Annotated in this window: 11 protein-coding genes; all 11 read left to right on the forward strand. The window is 44.2% G+C overall.

What is annotated here, in order from left to right; genetic code table 11:
- The first annotated feature begins 135 nt into the window (after positions 1-135).
- On the forward strand, positions 136-1035 hold the full coding sequence (locus L3V35_RS06910; protein WP_054547760.1) for a proline/glycine betaine ABC transporter permease: 900 nt from the start codon (positions 136-138) through the stop codon (positions 1033-1035).
- Complete coding sequence (locus L3V35_RS06915; protein ID WP_054547761.1) at positions 1028-2260, forward strand: glycine betaine/L-proline ABC transporter ATP-binding protein; 1233 nt, start codon at positions 1028-1030, stop codon at positions 2258-2260. Before L3V35_RS06910 ends, L3V35_RS06915 begins: the two co-directional genes overlap by 8 nt.
- Before the next feature lie 306 nt (positions 2261-2566).
- On the forward strand, positions 2567-2971 hold the full coding sequence (locus L3V35_RS06920; RefSeq protein WP_237299016.1) for an Hpt domain-containing protein: 405 nt from the start codon (positions 2567-2569) through the stop codon (positions 2969-2971).
- 222 nt (positions 2972-3193) lie between these two features.
- The gene (locus L3V35_RS06925) at positions 3194-4705 is read left to right on the forward strand and encodes a sigma-54 dependent transcriptional regulator (protein ID WP_065205220.1); all 1512 of its coding nucleotides are present in this window, start codon (positions 3194-3196) and stop codon (positions 4703-4705) included.
- A complete protein-coding gene (locus L3V35_RS06930) occupies positions 4686-5810 on the forward strand; it encodes a glycosyltransferase family 4 protein (RefSeq protein ID WP_237299018.1) in 1125 nt (374 codons plus the stop codon). The genes L3V35_RS06925 and L3V35_RS06930 overlap by 20 nt, the downstream gene beginning before the upstream one ends.
- A 251-nt stretch (positions 5811-6061) precedes the next feature.
- A complete protein-coding gene (locus L3V35_RS06935; RefSeq protein WP_054547765.1) occupies positions 6062-7438 on the forward strand; it encodes an O-antigen ligase family protein in 1377 nt (458 codons plus the stop codon).
- Positions 7439-7530: 92 nt separating this feature from the next.
- Positions 7531-8316, forward strand: coding sequence for an acyltransferase (locus L3V35_RS06940; protein ID WP_054547766.1), 786 nt, complete (start codon positions 7531-7533; stop codon positions 8314-8316).
- A complete protein-coding gene (locus L3V35_RS06945) occupies positions 8309-9445 on the forward strand; it encodes a glycosyltransferase (protein WP_237299019.1) in 1137 nt (378 codons plus the stop codon). Before L3V35_RS06940 ends, L3V35_RS06945 begins: the two co-directional genes overlap by 8 nt.
- Positions 9442-10866, forward strand: a complete 1425-nt coding sequence (locus L3V35_RS06950; RefSeq protein ID WP_237299021.1) for a Wzz/FepE/Etk N-terminal domain-containing protein — start codon at positions 9442-9444, stop codon at positions 10864-10866. Before L3V35_RS06945 ends, L3V35_RS06950 begins: the two co-directional genes overlap by 4 nt.
- Before the next feature lie 351 nt (positions 10867-11217).
- Positions 11218-12318 carry a glycosyltransferase gene (locus L3V35_RS06955; RefSeq protein ID WP_237299022.1) on the forward strand — a complete coding sequence of 367 codons (1101 nt, stop codon included), beginning with the start codon at positions 11218-11220 and terminating at the stop codon, positions 12316-12318.
- Positions 12315-13502 (forward strand): glycosyltransferase family 2 protein, encoded by a 1188-nt coding sequence (locus L3V35_RS06960; protein WP_237299024.1) that lies wholly within the window; start codon positions 12315-12317, stop codon positions 13500-13502. Before L3V35_RS06955 ends, L3V35_RS06960 begins: the two co-directional genes overlap by 4 nt.
- Positions 13503-13507 lie beyond the last annotated feature (5 nt).

Below are 13507 nucleotides of genomic sequence, written 5' to 3' on the forward strand. Positions count from 1 at the left end.
TTTAATAATAAGCAATTACGCTTCAATAATACGGAAATAACGTCGCTATACTTGATGTTATTCATGATTCGGAGCCCTTTTCATAGGCGATACCTCATCGCATGAACAAGCGGCTCCGAACTATAAGGATATAAAATGGCTGACACCAATTGGTTATCAAGCTTTCCAGAGATGGAACGCGCTGATTTACGAACCATAAAAAAGACGCTAGATGGCGCATACCGTGAATTCTCTCGTGAATACGGTGAAATGATTGAATCTCTATTTGACCCTCTTCTTTCATTCCTTGTTTGGTTTGAAAAACTTCTTATCTCAACCCCTTGGATTATAGTCCTCGCCGTTTGTACCAGCCTTGTCTACGCCGCGAGTCGTTCTTGGAAACTGGCTTTAGGTTGTGTCGTTTCTTTGCTCCTTATTGGTTACTTTGGAATGTGGGAAGACACCATGCGGACGCTCAGTATCATTACTGTTTGTACCTTGGTTTCGATATTCTTAGGCATTCCGATTGGTATTGCGATGGCTCGTTCAAATCGAGCTCAATCTATCGTTACACCGATGCTTGATATCATGCAAACCATGCCAGCATTCGTTTACTTGATCCCAGTGGTGATGTTACTCGGCATCGGTAAAATTCCAGGTCTAATCGCCGTGGTTATCTACGCTATCCCACCCGTGATTCGTTTAACCAACCTAGGCATACGCTTGGTCGACAAAGAAGTTCTTGAAGCCGCTACCGCATTTGGTGCGAGCAAAAAACAACGCTTATGGGGTGTTCAACTCCCTCTAGCAATGCCAACGATCATGGCGGGTATCAACCAAACCATCATGATGGCACTGTCTATGGTTGTTATCGCATCCATGATTGGCGTGAAAGGCCTAGGACAACCAGTTCTTAAATCCATCACCAACCAATATTTCACATTAGGCTTGATGAATGGTTTCGCCATTGTTGCCCTCGCAATTCTTTTTGACCGCGCTTCCCAGGCATACGCAAGAAGAACCAATGCGCATTTAGGAGGACTCAAGCATGACTAAACCATTGATTGAAATTAGTGGTCTATACAAAGTGTTTGGACCGAAACCGATGTCTGTTATGAACCGAGTTCAGAACGGCGAACACAAAGATCAGATTCTTGCGGACACAGGTCATACCGTCGGTTTAAAAGAGATTAATCTCGAGATTAACCGCGGTGAAATCTTCGTTATCATGGGGCTTTCTGGCTCGGGTAAATCGACTCTAATTCGCCACTTCAACCGTTTAATTGACCCAACTCAGGGTAAAATCATGGTCGAAGGCATTGATGTAATGAGCCTCAACACCAAGCAATTAGAAGAGTTCCGCCGTCATAAAATGTCGATGGTATTCCAACGCTTTGGCTTAATGCCTCATCGCACCGTGGTAGAAAACGTTGCGTACGGGTTGGAAGTACAAGGCATCAAAAAAGAAGACCGTTTAGCAAAAGCCAATGAATGGTTAGAAACAGTGGGTTTGAAAGGTTACGGCAAGCAGTACCCTGCCCAGCTTTCTGGTGGTCAGCAACAACGTGTTGGCCTTTCTCGCGCTCTGTGTACTAACGCTGAAATCTTGTTAATGGATGAAGCCTTTTCGGCACTCGACCCTTTGATTCGAAGTGAAATGCAAGATCAGCTTATCGAACTTCAACAGAAGCTTCATAAGACGATTGTTTTCATCACCCACGATTTGGATGAAGCACTCCGTCTCGGCGATCGAATCGCAATTTTGAAAGATGGCGAGTTGGTACAACAAGGCACACCACATGAGATTCTGCTGAATCCAGCCGATGACTATGTAGAGGCGTTCGTTAAAGACGTAAACCGTGCTCGTGCATTGACGGTTGAAACGGTTATGCAGCCTCCTCTCTATCGAATCACTTCAGAAACGATTGAAGGTGCTCTGGCACAAATGAAGATGCTGAAAAACGATTACGCTTATCACGTAACGGATGACGGCTATCAAGGCCTAGTCACACAAGAGAGCCTACAAGACGCCGTTGAAGATGCCTCTGTTCATGACTTCAGTGATGAGATTTACGAAGAGGTTCCTGCTGTTTTACCTGATGCGGTCATTGAAGAAGTTCTACCAGACACCATGTCTTGTGACTACTCCCTTCCAGTTGTCGACGAAGATGGAAATCTGAAGGGTGAATTAGAGAGAAGCGCCGTTGCTGATATCTTCTCTGAAAGTAGCGAGGAAGAAGTAGAAGCTGACCCAAAGCCAAAGATTGATAAAGCTTCGTAGCCTAAACTACTTAACCCCTCCAAGACCACTGTTGTTAATTCACTGCAGTGGTCTTTTTATTTGTATCGGCCTCGTTTTCTCCTGAGCTCTACCCGCCCCTTACGTTTATAAGCACCTAAGTTTATATTTCATAAGAGAAAACAAAATTAAATCAGTCCGTTAGGCTTGTCACAAACCCTGTAGCAAGATGAGTGAGATAGTAATTAATTGCTCTGTTTATACGGCAAGCAGTTGAAATTATTCTAGAAAATGACTAGAACTTATTAGTACTCATGGATATTAGGCTCAATAGAAGGACTTAGTTTGATGAATTCCACTTTAGCGTCAGACACAGCTGCACATCTAAACTCACAAGAAGTTAGCGAGCTTGTTGATGAAAGCGTTCTAGAGCAAATGATTCGAGATACAAGTGCGGATATTATCCCGATCTTGATCGACCATTATGTTGAAGAATCACAAACACGCTTGGTCGCCATAAAAGAGGCTGTCGCTCAGAACGACGCTCAAACACTAGAATTCGAGGTACACACTCTCGGCAGCACAGCACTCTCATTAGGTAATCGCCCTTTGGGTGAGTTAGCTCGCGCCTTAGAGAAGCAATGTTTAGAACAGAATCATGATGCAGCATTTCGACGAGTTGACGAATTATTAGAACTCGCAGATCGTTCAATCAAAGCCTTGCTTGAAAGAAAAGAGGCTGGTTTCAGTTAACTTTGGATGTTCATCATAAGTATCAGACAAAAACTCAACATAGTCGTTATCAATATAGTCACCATTAACATGTACTCCGGCGTGACCAACAACGCGAGAAGTACATCTATAGTTTGTTAAGAGATTGCATGCGGTAGATAACAAATAAACAAGACTCGTATTGATGGATGCATACCACTATGTTATTGATTGGTTAGGATAAAGTTTCAAAAGGAATACACAATGCGCCCTAAGGTATTGTTAGTTGAAGACTCCACCTCACTCGCCGTACTCTACAAGCAGTACGTAAAAGACGAACCCTACGATATTTTCCACGTCGAAACCGGCGCAGAAGCTAAGATCTTCATTGAAAGGCACTCTCCACAGCTTGTTATTCTCGATCTTAAGTTGCCCGACATGCCAGGTGAAGAAGTACTAGATTGGATTAGCGAAAATGAAATACCGACCGCCGTCATTATCGCGACAGCACATGGTTCAGTTAATATTGCTGTAGACCTTATCCAACGCGGTGCGGAAGATTTCTTGGAAAAGCCAATTCAAGCCGATCGACTTAAGACCTCTGTCCGCTTGCATTTGAAACGAGCTAAGCTAGAGAACCTCGTTGATGACATGCAAAGCAAGTTTGATCGTGACCGCTTTCATAATTTCATTGGCTCTTGCCTACCTATGCAGGCTGTCTACAAGATCATTGATTCGGTAGCGCCAACCACTGCTAGCGTGTTTATTAACGGCGAAAGTGGTACGGGTAAAGAAGTGTGCGCGGAGGCTATTCATCAGGAGAGTCAGCGTAACGGCAAGCCCTTCGTTGCCATTAACTGTGGCGCTATCCCTCGAGACCTAATGGAGAGTGAAATCTTCGGTCACGTCAAAGGTGCGTTTACCGGTGCGACAACCGACCGTAAAGGTGCTGCAATGCAAGCACACGGCGGTACCCTATTTCTCGATGAGCTTTGCGAAATGGAACTGGAGATGCAGAAGAAGCTCCTACGATTTTTGCAAACAGGTACGTTTACTCCACTCGGTGGTAATCGCGAGATTAAAGTAGATGTCAGAATTATCTGTGCAACCAACCGCGACCCACTGGTTGAGGTCGAAGAAGGACGTTTTAGAGAAGACCTTTACTATCGTGTTCACGTTGTGCCTATCGAGATGCCACCACTTCGTGAACGAGGAAGTGACATTGTGACTTTGGCTAATCACTTTTTGAAATTGTATGCGAAGCAAGACAAGAAGAAGTTCAAATCCATAGACAAAGAAACGCAGAATCTACTTAAACGTTATGTGTGGCCAGGCAACGTGCGTCAGTTGCAAAACATCATCCGTAACATCGTGGTGTTGAACAATGAAACGAGCGTGACCAAAGACATGTTACCGCCTCCGATTAATAAAGTAGACGCAGCTCCAACTTCGAAATCAGTGACACCGATTCGAGTAGCGGCGCCCCAAGCTGCTGTTGTGGAAGCACCAGAAGCTAAGTTGCCACCGATTACTCCTGAAGAGTTGGAGCAATCGTCAGTTGTTCCCGCTAACAACGACCCGATGACGCCCGCATTTACAACAAACGAAGGTGCTATTCGTCCAATGTGGCAAATAGAGCGCGAAGCCATTCAACACGCGATCAATCATTGCGATGGGAATGTGCTAAACGCTGCGGTGTTGTTAGAACTTAGTCCTTCTACCGTTTACCGTAAGAAGCAGGCTTGGGAATCGGAAGATGAGTACAATCAAGCCTAAAAAAGGTGTACTCAACGTAAACCTTCATGAGATCTGGCTGTTGATCGACAGCCAAACTTTTGGAGGTATAGAAACGCATGTTTTAGAATTAGCACAAGGCCTGATATCTGAAAGCGCTCAGTATTCAGAGGCTGTTAGAATCGTTCTTTTGACTAAGTTTAAGCCTGAAGCGATCATCGTTGAAAAGTTAGATGCGCTGCATATCCCTTATAGTTACCTCTCCGATTTAGCCTCTGGCTGTGTGGATTCAAGCAGTAATAGCGCGACACAGCTTAAACGTGCAGTTCAACATTATCAGCCAAGGCTTATCCATGCTCATGGTTACAAAGCCAGTTTGGTCAGCAAGCTCATAAAAATCTCACCTCGTTTAAGCAATACCAAACAAATCACCACTTATCACGCAGGTGAAACCCCAATAGGCAAAGTATGGCTTTATGACTGGCTCGACCGTTACAGCAGCTTCCTTTCTGATCAGTCGCTCGTGGTTAGTGAGAAGATTAAAGCGAAAGTACCGAGTAAAACCCATCAATTGAATAACTTTGTTAAAGTCCCAACCGGGTTAACAAGCTCCCCTTCATCAGGCCCATTCCATGTTGGTTTTGTGGGGCGATTGAGCCATGAAAAAGCGCCTGATCGATTTGTCGCATTAGCCAAACAGTTTCCTGATGTTCGGTTTGAGCTTTTTGGGGACGGACCCGAAATGGAGGCCTTAGTTAAATCGCAGCCTGATAATGTTACCTTTCATGGGCATCAGACCAATATGGACGACGTCTGGAGCCAAATCGATTTGTTAATCATCCCTTCCCGCTTTGAAGGCTTACCGATGGCAGCATTAGAAGCCATGATTCGCGGCATTCCCGTTCTCGCCACCTCAGTTGGTAACTTGCCTAAGCTCATCGTGCACCAAGTTAATGGTTACCTCGCCAATTCAGAATCTGATTCAGAAACCGCGTTAGTTCTAGAGCAGAATTTATCCTCATGGATGTCATTGACTCGCGAACAACGTGACTCCCTCAAGAATAACGCGATAGAAACCGTCAAACACCAATACTCGCCACAAGCCGTTGTCCCGCAGTTGTTGGAAATCTATCAACTCGACCGTTAATACCCGTCTTAGTAGATAACTGGTTATTTGGACTTAATGATTTAAGTACTTTAGTCAGTTTTATACTGATTCTCAAAATGAAAAAACTCAACTCAAGGCTAAGCCCTATCCTAATAATCTAAAGCTAAATCAGTTGGTTAAACAAAATGCATAACTGGCACTCGCTTTGCAATATTTAACATCATGTGTAACTACGTCTCAAAAGATTGCGAGCCGAGTCATTAAGAGTTTATTTGCGAACAGAGGTCACAATGGTCAATCCTGAAGCCAATAGATTGCCTGTCATCATCACGATCAGCGCCTTGTGTGTCGGGCTCGGTATTGTCTGGTACTTCGTGCCGCATCCCGCTGTTATTGTTGCGCTAGCACTTCTTCCTTTGGCTGGAATGTTTGTTATTAACAAAACCTTTTGGATGGTGATACTGTTCGTTGTCTTTTCATTTTTTCGAATCCACGAAGCGATACCTCAACTCTATTCGTTAAAGATACCGCTATTACTCTCGCTAGGCGCGCTTTCCGCTTTGCTCTGGCATGCTTTCATCAGCAAAGAACTTAAAATATTCTGGCACCCTACATTGAGCTGGCTTGCTGTTTTTTGGGCTCTCGTCTTTATCGGCCTGATCTTCGCGTCTAACCGTCCAATAGCGTTAGCTGAATTTAAAGGCGTGTATTGGAAAATAATGGTGATGACACTCGCTATTGTGTGGCTGGTAAACAGCGTCGAAAATTTAGCAAAGACATCGACAATCATCATGATGGCCGGTTCGTTAGTCGCACTTATTGCAATTAACAACTCAATCAATGGTATCGGATTAGTCGAAGGGTCACGTGTCACTATTGGCCGCGATTTTGGTTCGATGTTAGGAGATCCTAATGATTTAGCACTGGTTCTTTTGTTTCCACTTGCGTTTGCGCTCAGTCAGACGACCACCCATGGCATTCATGCTTTTAAGCGTGTATTGAGTATTGGTGTCGCTGTATTGTTACTTGCCGCTATCGTTGCAACCCAAAGCCGTGGTGGATTACTTGGTGCGCTAGCAGTCGTCGGGATTTTTGCGTTCAAAGTAATACGTTCAAAATCACTGTTGATCACTTTGGGCGCGATCGGAGCGATTGGCCTTTACTTTGTTGCTGGAATTTCAGACAGAGCATCAGGCGGTGCTGCTGAACAAGGGGTTGATGAATCTGCAATGGGGCGAATCTATGCATGGGAAGCCGCGTTCAAAATGGCACTGGATAACCCTTTAACCGGAGTCGGCCTAAACAATTTCTTTTCTAATTACTTCTTTTATAGTTCGCACTGGGACGGACTGAATCATGCGGTTCACAGTACTTGGTTTGGCGTGCTCGCTGAAACTGGCTTTCTAGGGTTGATTATCTTTCTGATATTGATTGGCTCACTGATCAAAACAATACGCTCGACACTCAAACAGCTTTCAGAGACGACCAACGTAATCGACCCAAATCTCAATGCCGCGGCTTACGCCGTATATGCTGGGTTAATTGGCACCATCGTCTCGGGTACCTTCCTAACACAAGGCTTCAACTGGCCTATCTATATCCTTTCCGCATTGATTGTTGCTGTTGCGAACGTATCTCATACTGCCTGTCAAAATGAGAAAATCTAAAAGCCAACTTGTAACACATTGAAAATAATAAACTTATTAAATGGCACAATATATGAAAGTACTTCTATATAACAAAAAAGAGGATTTTCATTATGACGTCAGTATCTATACATCAATTCAAACATTGGCTTAAGTTTCACCCTAATTCTCGAATTAGAAATGTGTTTATCATTTTGAAAAACATCAGAAGCGCAGAGCTACCTACCCCCCAACTACTTAATCGTTGCCTATACCAAGCACACAAGCTTGTGGTGAATTTGGTTTCTGGTTTTACTCGATTCTTCTACTGGACACCAGCTTTCAAAGGTCGTGTCGCTCAATGTGGGAAACGCCTGTATTTATACGGTGGCCTCCCTTTCGTGAGCGGTCCGGTACAAATTACGATTGGCGATAACTGCCGTATCTCTGGCCACACGACATTCTCTGGTTGTACCCAACCACTTGAAGGCTTGGAACACCCACTACTGTCGATTGGCAACAATGTAGACATCGGTTGGCAATCGACTATCGCAGTTGGAGGTAAAGTCGTTATCTCCGACAACGTACGCATCGCTGGCGGCGCTTTCCTGTTTGGATACTCTGGACACCCGCTTGATGCAAAACGTCGAGCACTAGGTGAAGGAGATGACCCTCAGCAAATCGGCGACATCATTCTTGAACAAGATGTATGGCTAGGCACCAATGTTACCGTTAAAGGTGGCGTAACCATCGGCGAAGGTGCCGTAATAGCCGCAGGCAGCGTGGTAACAAAGAACATCCCTGCCTTCGCAATCGCAGGCGGCAACCCTGCTCGAGTTGTCGGTCAGATTAAATCCGTTGAAGTGACAGAGTCCGATGTATTCGATTCGTTAGAGACTCATGGAGGCGACCATGCGTGATTTAATCGTATTTGGTGAAGACTTTGGTGGCCTACCTTCATCGACTCAACACTTGGTTCGCCACTTGGCTAAACAACATAAAGTCTTGTGGGTCAACTCTATTGGTCTTAGACAGCCAAGATTGTCAGTTAAAGACATCAATCGTGCATTCAATAAACTGACAGGGCGAAGCAACGCAGTTACTCAAAAAATGCTGGATCCACAAAACGTCGCTGATTCAAACGACCAAGGCAACATAACGGTCGTGAACTTGAAAACCATTCCTGCGCCTTCTTCTAACTTGTCTAGAAAACTGGCTCAGCAAATGATGTTACGCCAGTTGAAGCCAGTTATTGCCGAGCTGAAGCTTCATGCTCCTATCTTATGGACTTCCCTTCCTACCGCTGTTGATTTGTGCGGACACTTAGGCGAGTCAGCGGTTGTTTATTACTGCGGGGATGACTTTAGTGCGCTCGCGGGCGTTGACCACAAAACTGTCGCACAGCATGAATTGGAATTGATTGAAAAATCAGATCTGATCTTCGCTGCTAGTGAAAAGCTGATGGGCAAATTCCCTAGTGAGAAAGCTCAACTCTTACCACATGGTGTCGATGTCGGGCTATTTTCTACACCAGCTCCAAGAGCACACGACTTGCCAAGCCACCACCGCCCGATTGCAGGTTTTTACGGAAGCTTATCTCAATGGCTGGATTACGACATGGTCAAACATGTGGCGACAGCAATGCCGGAATGGGACTTTGTATTCATCGGCCCTAATGAGCTTGATGCATTGTCGTTGCCTAACCTCGATAATGTTCATTACTTGGGGCCTCGCCCACATCACACGTTGCCAAGCTATTCACAACACTGGGATGTGAGTCTATTACCTTTCGTTGATAACGAACAAATCAGAGCATGCAGTCCATTAAAGTTGATGGAATACCTAGCCGCGGGAACTCCTATCGTGACCACTCCTTTTCCTGCAATGGTTCCTTATAAGAATCACGTTACGTCCGTTGATAATGGACAACAGATGGTCGAAGCTCTCGAGCAAAGCCGTCACCTTGAAAACTCGCCAGTATCTGTTGTCTCCAAAGACAGTTGGCAGAACCGCGGTAACTTCGTACATTGGATGTTGGAGCTATTATGAATAATCTGAAATTGCGGTTATTAGTCATCATCAATGCCATGTGGCGCCAACGCTACGTTATTGTTCTACCAATCCTTATTTTGCCCTTTGTAGGCTTTGGTGTGAGCAAGTTGGCTCCGACTAAATATGACGCGCATACCAGTATGTTGATTCAAGAAACGGCCAAGATGAATCCATTCTTGGAAGACATCGCCGTTTCTACCATGCTCAAAGACCGCCTTAACGCATTGAGAACACTACTTCATAGTCGACATGTGCTTTACTCGGTCGCAGATGAACTGCAATTAACCACGCCCGATATGCCTGAAATTGAGAAACAAGAGATCATTACTGACTTGTCTCAGCGTTTATCAGTTACTCAACTTGGAAAAGACTTTCTAAAGATAAGCTTAACGTCAAACACACCAAATGGAATGGAAGCGACGCTTCGTTCGGTAAGTGAACATTTTATTGAGCAACTGTTAGCACCAGAACGTTCTTCGATTGAAGACTCGAGCAACTTCTTGAAAATTCATATAGATAAGCGCAGTGCTGAACTTGAAGTAGCAGAAGAAGCCCTTGCCTTATACATGAATGAGAATGTTCATTCGACGCCTGAGGTACAGAGCCAAAGTTTGAATCGCTTAGCGTCACTCAAGCAAACACTGGCAGAAAAAGAGGCCGAGTTATCCGGTGTTGAAAAAAGCTTAGGGTCAATCGATCAACAGCTTTCAAAAACCAACCCAGTGATAGGTCGAATAGAAGATCAGATCATCGATATTCGCAGTGAACTGGCTCTACTTCAAGCCAAATACACAAACAAACACAGTGCCGTACAGGCTAAAGTTCGTGAACTAGACAGACTTGAAAATGAGAGAAAGAGTTTACTCGATGTAACTCAACCTACGATGAACAGCGACCAGCTTTGGGACATTGCAAGTAGCACGACACTGAACAAACTGTCGGATACCCAACCTCTTTTAGTCACCCAACTACACAGTTTACAACTGGTTCGCGCTCGCTTTGAGTCTTTAACTGAAGAAACGAAAAGCCTTCGTACTATGATTTTCGAATTAGAACACAAGGCGAATAACTTCGGTGAAAATGCAAAAGAAATGTATCGCCTTAAACGCCAAGTTGAAATCAAGCGTCAGCTATATGATGAACTGACAGAGCGTTATGAAATGGCTCAATTAACGGGTTCGCTTGGTGTATTCGAGCAAAACAAACGTGTGAAGATTATCGATTTACCCTTCACGCCTAGTATCAAATCTAACATACCTTCTTTTGTGTTTGTTTTGGCTGGTTTCGTTGCAGGTATCGGCCTTGGCATTGGGTTGGCGATATTGTTTGAGCTGTTTGACTCTTCAATCAAGCGTAAAGATGAAATTGAAGACATCTTAGGTGTTCCTGTTATTACCGTTATCCCTAAAATGAGTTGATTAGCCTTAAAGCTATTTTTAACTTGCTAGCTTCCTAGCTTCCTAGCTTCCTAGAGCCAAACGCCAACACTCTGTTGGCGTTTGGCTTTTATAAAGCCCCAATTATTAATCCTACTTTCGATTTCCCCAAGCACCATGATTCAAACAGCCATTCATTCGTATTCTGTTTTGATTCCCATTTTGAGAAATGAAAATCGCCCTAGAACAATTTATCGTAAATCATTGAAAGATAACGATTATTTAATTGGCACAACTCCTGCAATCTCCTTTGTAGTCAAACGTTTTAAAGAAGTTACTTCAAGAGAAACGTAAGAATGGCGAAACAAGAATTATAGAGGCAGGGCCCAAATTATGAATAACCAGATAACAAAGCATGGCAAGAAGATCATACATGTTGTTCAACACCTTGCCCCTGGTGGTTTAGAAACCCTAACGTTAGATTTGCTACGTCTTGCTAAACCAACGGACCAAGTGTTGATTGTCAGTTTAGAAGGAACAAAACAAGATTCTATAAACAACTGGCCAAAATTGAAGCAGTACCAAAATCAAATCGTCTTTTTGGATAAAGCGCCAGGCGTACAATTCAATATCATCATCAAATTGATTAAAGCATTTAATGGGATTAGACCCGATGTGGTTCATACCCACCATATTGGCCCGCTACTTTATGCTGGTTATGCGGCTCGCGTATCAGGGGTTCCTACTCGAATTCATACTGAGCATGATGCTTGGCATTTGAACAATAGCAAACGTCGTCGCTTACAAGCATTAGCGTTAAAGGCAGCTCAGCCTACATTGGTTGCAGATGCAACCCGTGTTTACAACCAACTTCGCTCTGCCTTTTCATACAGCAATATCATCACGATTAAAAACGGTGTGGATTGCGAGAAGTTCAAACCGATGTCAAAAGCAAACGCGAGAGCAAAGCACAACCTACCAACCGACAAATACATCATAGGTTGTGCGGGCCGTTTAGAGCACGTGAAAGGCCAAGACCAGCTGATTAAGGCGCTTGCTCTACTTCCAGTTAACACCGTTGTCGCACTAGCTGGTGATGGTTCAAAACGCAATCAACTGGAACAACTCACTAACCGATTGAATCTCAGCGACCGTGTAATCTTTCTTGGCTTAGTGGATGACATGACCACCTTTTACGGCGCGTTGGATACCTTCTGCCTACCTTCTCGTCATGAGGGGCTTCCACTTTCTACACTCGAAGCCCAAGCATGCAACATTCCAACTGTCGCGATGAACGTAGGTGCGGTTGATGAGACCTTATGTCCAGTTAGCGGCACCCTCGTAAAAAGTGGCAGTATTGCCGGACTAGCCAGTGCGCTATTAGAAAAACAAAATGAACGCTTTTTGTCACCTCGTCGTTACGTTCTCGACAACTTCGACATTGTGAAAATGGTTGCCTCATATAACGATATCTCAGAAGGAGTTTGCGCATGATCGACTGGTTACTTGCAGGACTTTGCTTATTCTCTGGTGCGCTGATTGTCTACCACCACGCCGCGTATCCACTGTTACTGCGTTGGTACGCGAAAAGCCATCCAGCGCGTCAAATTGAAGAGAGCCATCGTTGTTACAAAGATGAACAACAAGATTGCACATTACCGAGCATCACCGTTCTTGTTCCTGCATTTAACGAAGAACAGTGGATCGCAGATAAAATTCGTAACCTTGCTTCATTAGATTACCCAAAAAAGAAGCTACAAGTGATTATTGCTTGTGATGGCTGCACTGATAACACGGTAGAAATCGCCGAAATGACGATTCAAGAAGCGATGTGCAGCGATATCTATTTCGAGATACATGACCACAAGACCAACCGAGGAAAAGTTGCGGTTATCAATGAAGAAGTGACCAATATAAACAGCGACATCACGGCGCTAAGTGACGTATCAGCCCTTATTTCATTGGATGCATTGCTTATTGCAGCGGCTCATTTTGAAAGTGACAAGGTTGGTGTGGTAAACGCAACGTATCAACTATGCCCTACAGGCAATGAAGGCGAAAACGCCTACTGGCAGTATCAAACAGCCGTTAAAGAGTCTGAGGCATCATTAGGTTCTAGCGTAGGTTCTCATGGCGCTTTCTACTTGTTTAGAACACACCTGTTTGAACTGCTTCCACTCAACACTATTAATGACGATTTCATCTTACCGATGCAAATCGTTAAACAAGGTTACATCGCAGAATACGAAACCCAAATGGTTGCATTAGAGCTAGAAGAATCAAATTTAGAAACAGACTTCAAAAGAAGACTTCGTATATCAGCGGGCAACATGCAACAAGCGATTCGATTGTTTGGCTTATTCAGCCCTAAGTTCAAGGGCATCGCGTTTGCGTTCTTCTCAGGAAAAGGACTTCGCCTCCTAACACCATATTTAATGATCGTGTGTTTAGTGTGTTCCATCTTGCTTAGTAACTACTTGGTGTTTGAAGCACTGTTATGGGCTCAAGTTACCGTTTATACCATTGGCGTACTTGGTTGTATCTTGCCAAAGCGTCTAGTAAACAAACCTATTTCATTAATCTCTTATTTGATAGTTGGACACTATGCCAACTTCATTGGTGGCATTCGTTACCTAATCGGACTAGAAAACTCACCTTGGACACGAGCGAATCATTAAGGACT

The sequence above is a fragment of the Vibrio sp. L5-1 genome (assembly GCF_021728315.1).
In the GTDB taxonomy this organism is placed as follows: Bacteria; Pseudomonadota; Gammaproteobacteria; order Enterobacterales; family Vibrionaceae; genus Vibrio; species Vibrio splendidus_K.

What these genes read in the sequence shown, in the direction of transcription:
- L3V35_RS06910 (WP_054547760.1), top strand. Translation starts at nt 136, where the DNA reads ATGGCTGACACCAATTGGTTATCAAGCTTTCCAGAGATGGAACGCGCT.
- L3V35_RS06915 (WP_054547761.1), top strand. Translation starts at nt 1,028, where the DNA reads ATGACTAAACCATTGATTGAAATTAGTGGTCTATACAAAGTGTTTGGA.
- L3V35_RS06920 (WP_237299016.1), top strand. Translation starts at nt 2,567, where the DNA reads ATGAATTCCACTTTAGCGTCAGACACAGCTGCACATCTAAACTCACAA.
- L3V35_RS06925 (WP_065205220.1), top strand. Translation starts at nt 3,194, where the DNA reads ATGCGCCCTAAGGTATTGTTAGTTGAAGACTCCACCTCACTCGCCGTA.
- L3V35_RS06930 (WP_237299018.1), top strand. Translation starts at nt 4,686, where the DNA reads ATGAGTACAATCAAGCCTAAAAAAGGTGTACTCAACGTAAACCTTCAT.
- L3V35_RS06935 (WP_054547765.1), top strand. Translation starts at nt 6,062, where the DNA reads ATGGTCAATCCTGAAGCCAATAGATTGCCTGTCATCATCACGATCAGC.
- L3V35_RS06940 (WP_054547766.1), top strand. Translation starts at nt 7,531, where the DNA reads ATGACGTCAGTATCTATACATCAATTCAAACATTGGCTTAAGTTTCAC.
- L3V35_RS06945 (WP_237299019.1), top strand. Translation starts at nt 8,309, where the DNA reads ATGCGTGATTTAATCGTATTTGGTGAAGACTTTGGTGGCCTACCTTCA.
- L3V35_RS06950 (WP_237299021.1), top strand. Translation starts at nt 9,442, where the DNA reads ATGAATAATCTGAAATTGCGGTTATTAGTCATCATCAATGCCATGTGG.
- L3V35_RS06955 (WP_237299022.1), top strand. Translation starts at nt 11,218, where the DNA reads ATGAATAACCAGATAACAAAGCATGGCAAGAAGATCATACATGTTGTT.
- L3V35_RS06960 (WP_237299024.1), top strand. Translation starts at nt 12,315, where the DNA reads ATGATCGACTGGTTACTTGCAGGACTTTGCTTATTCTCTGGTGCGCTG.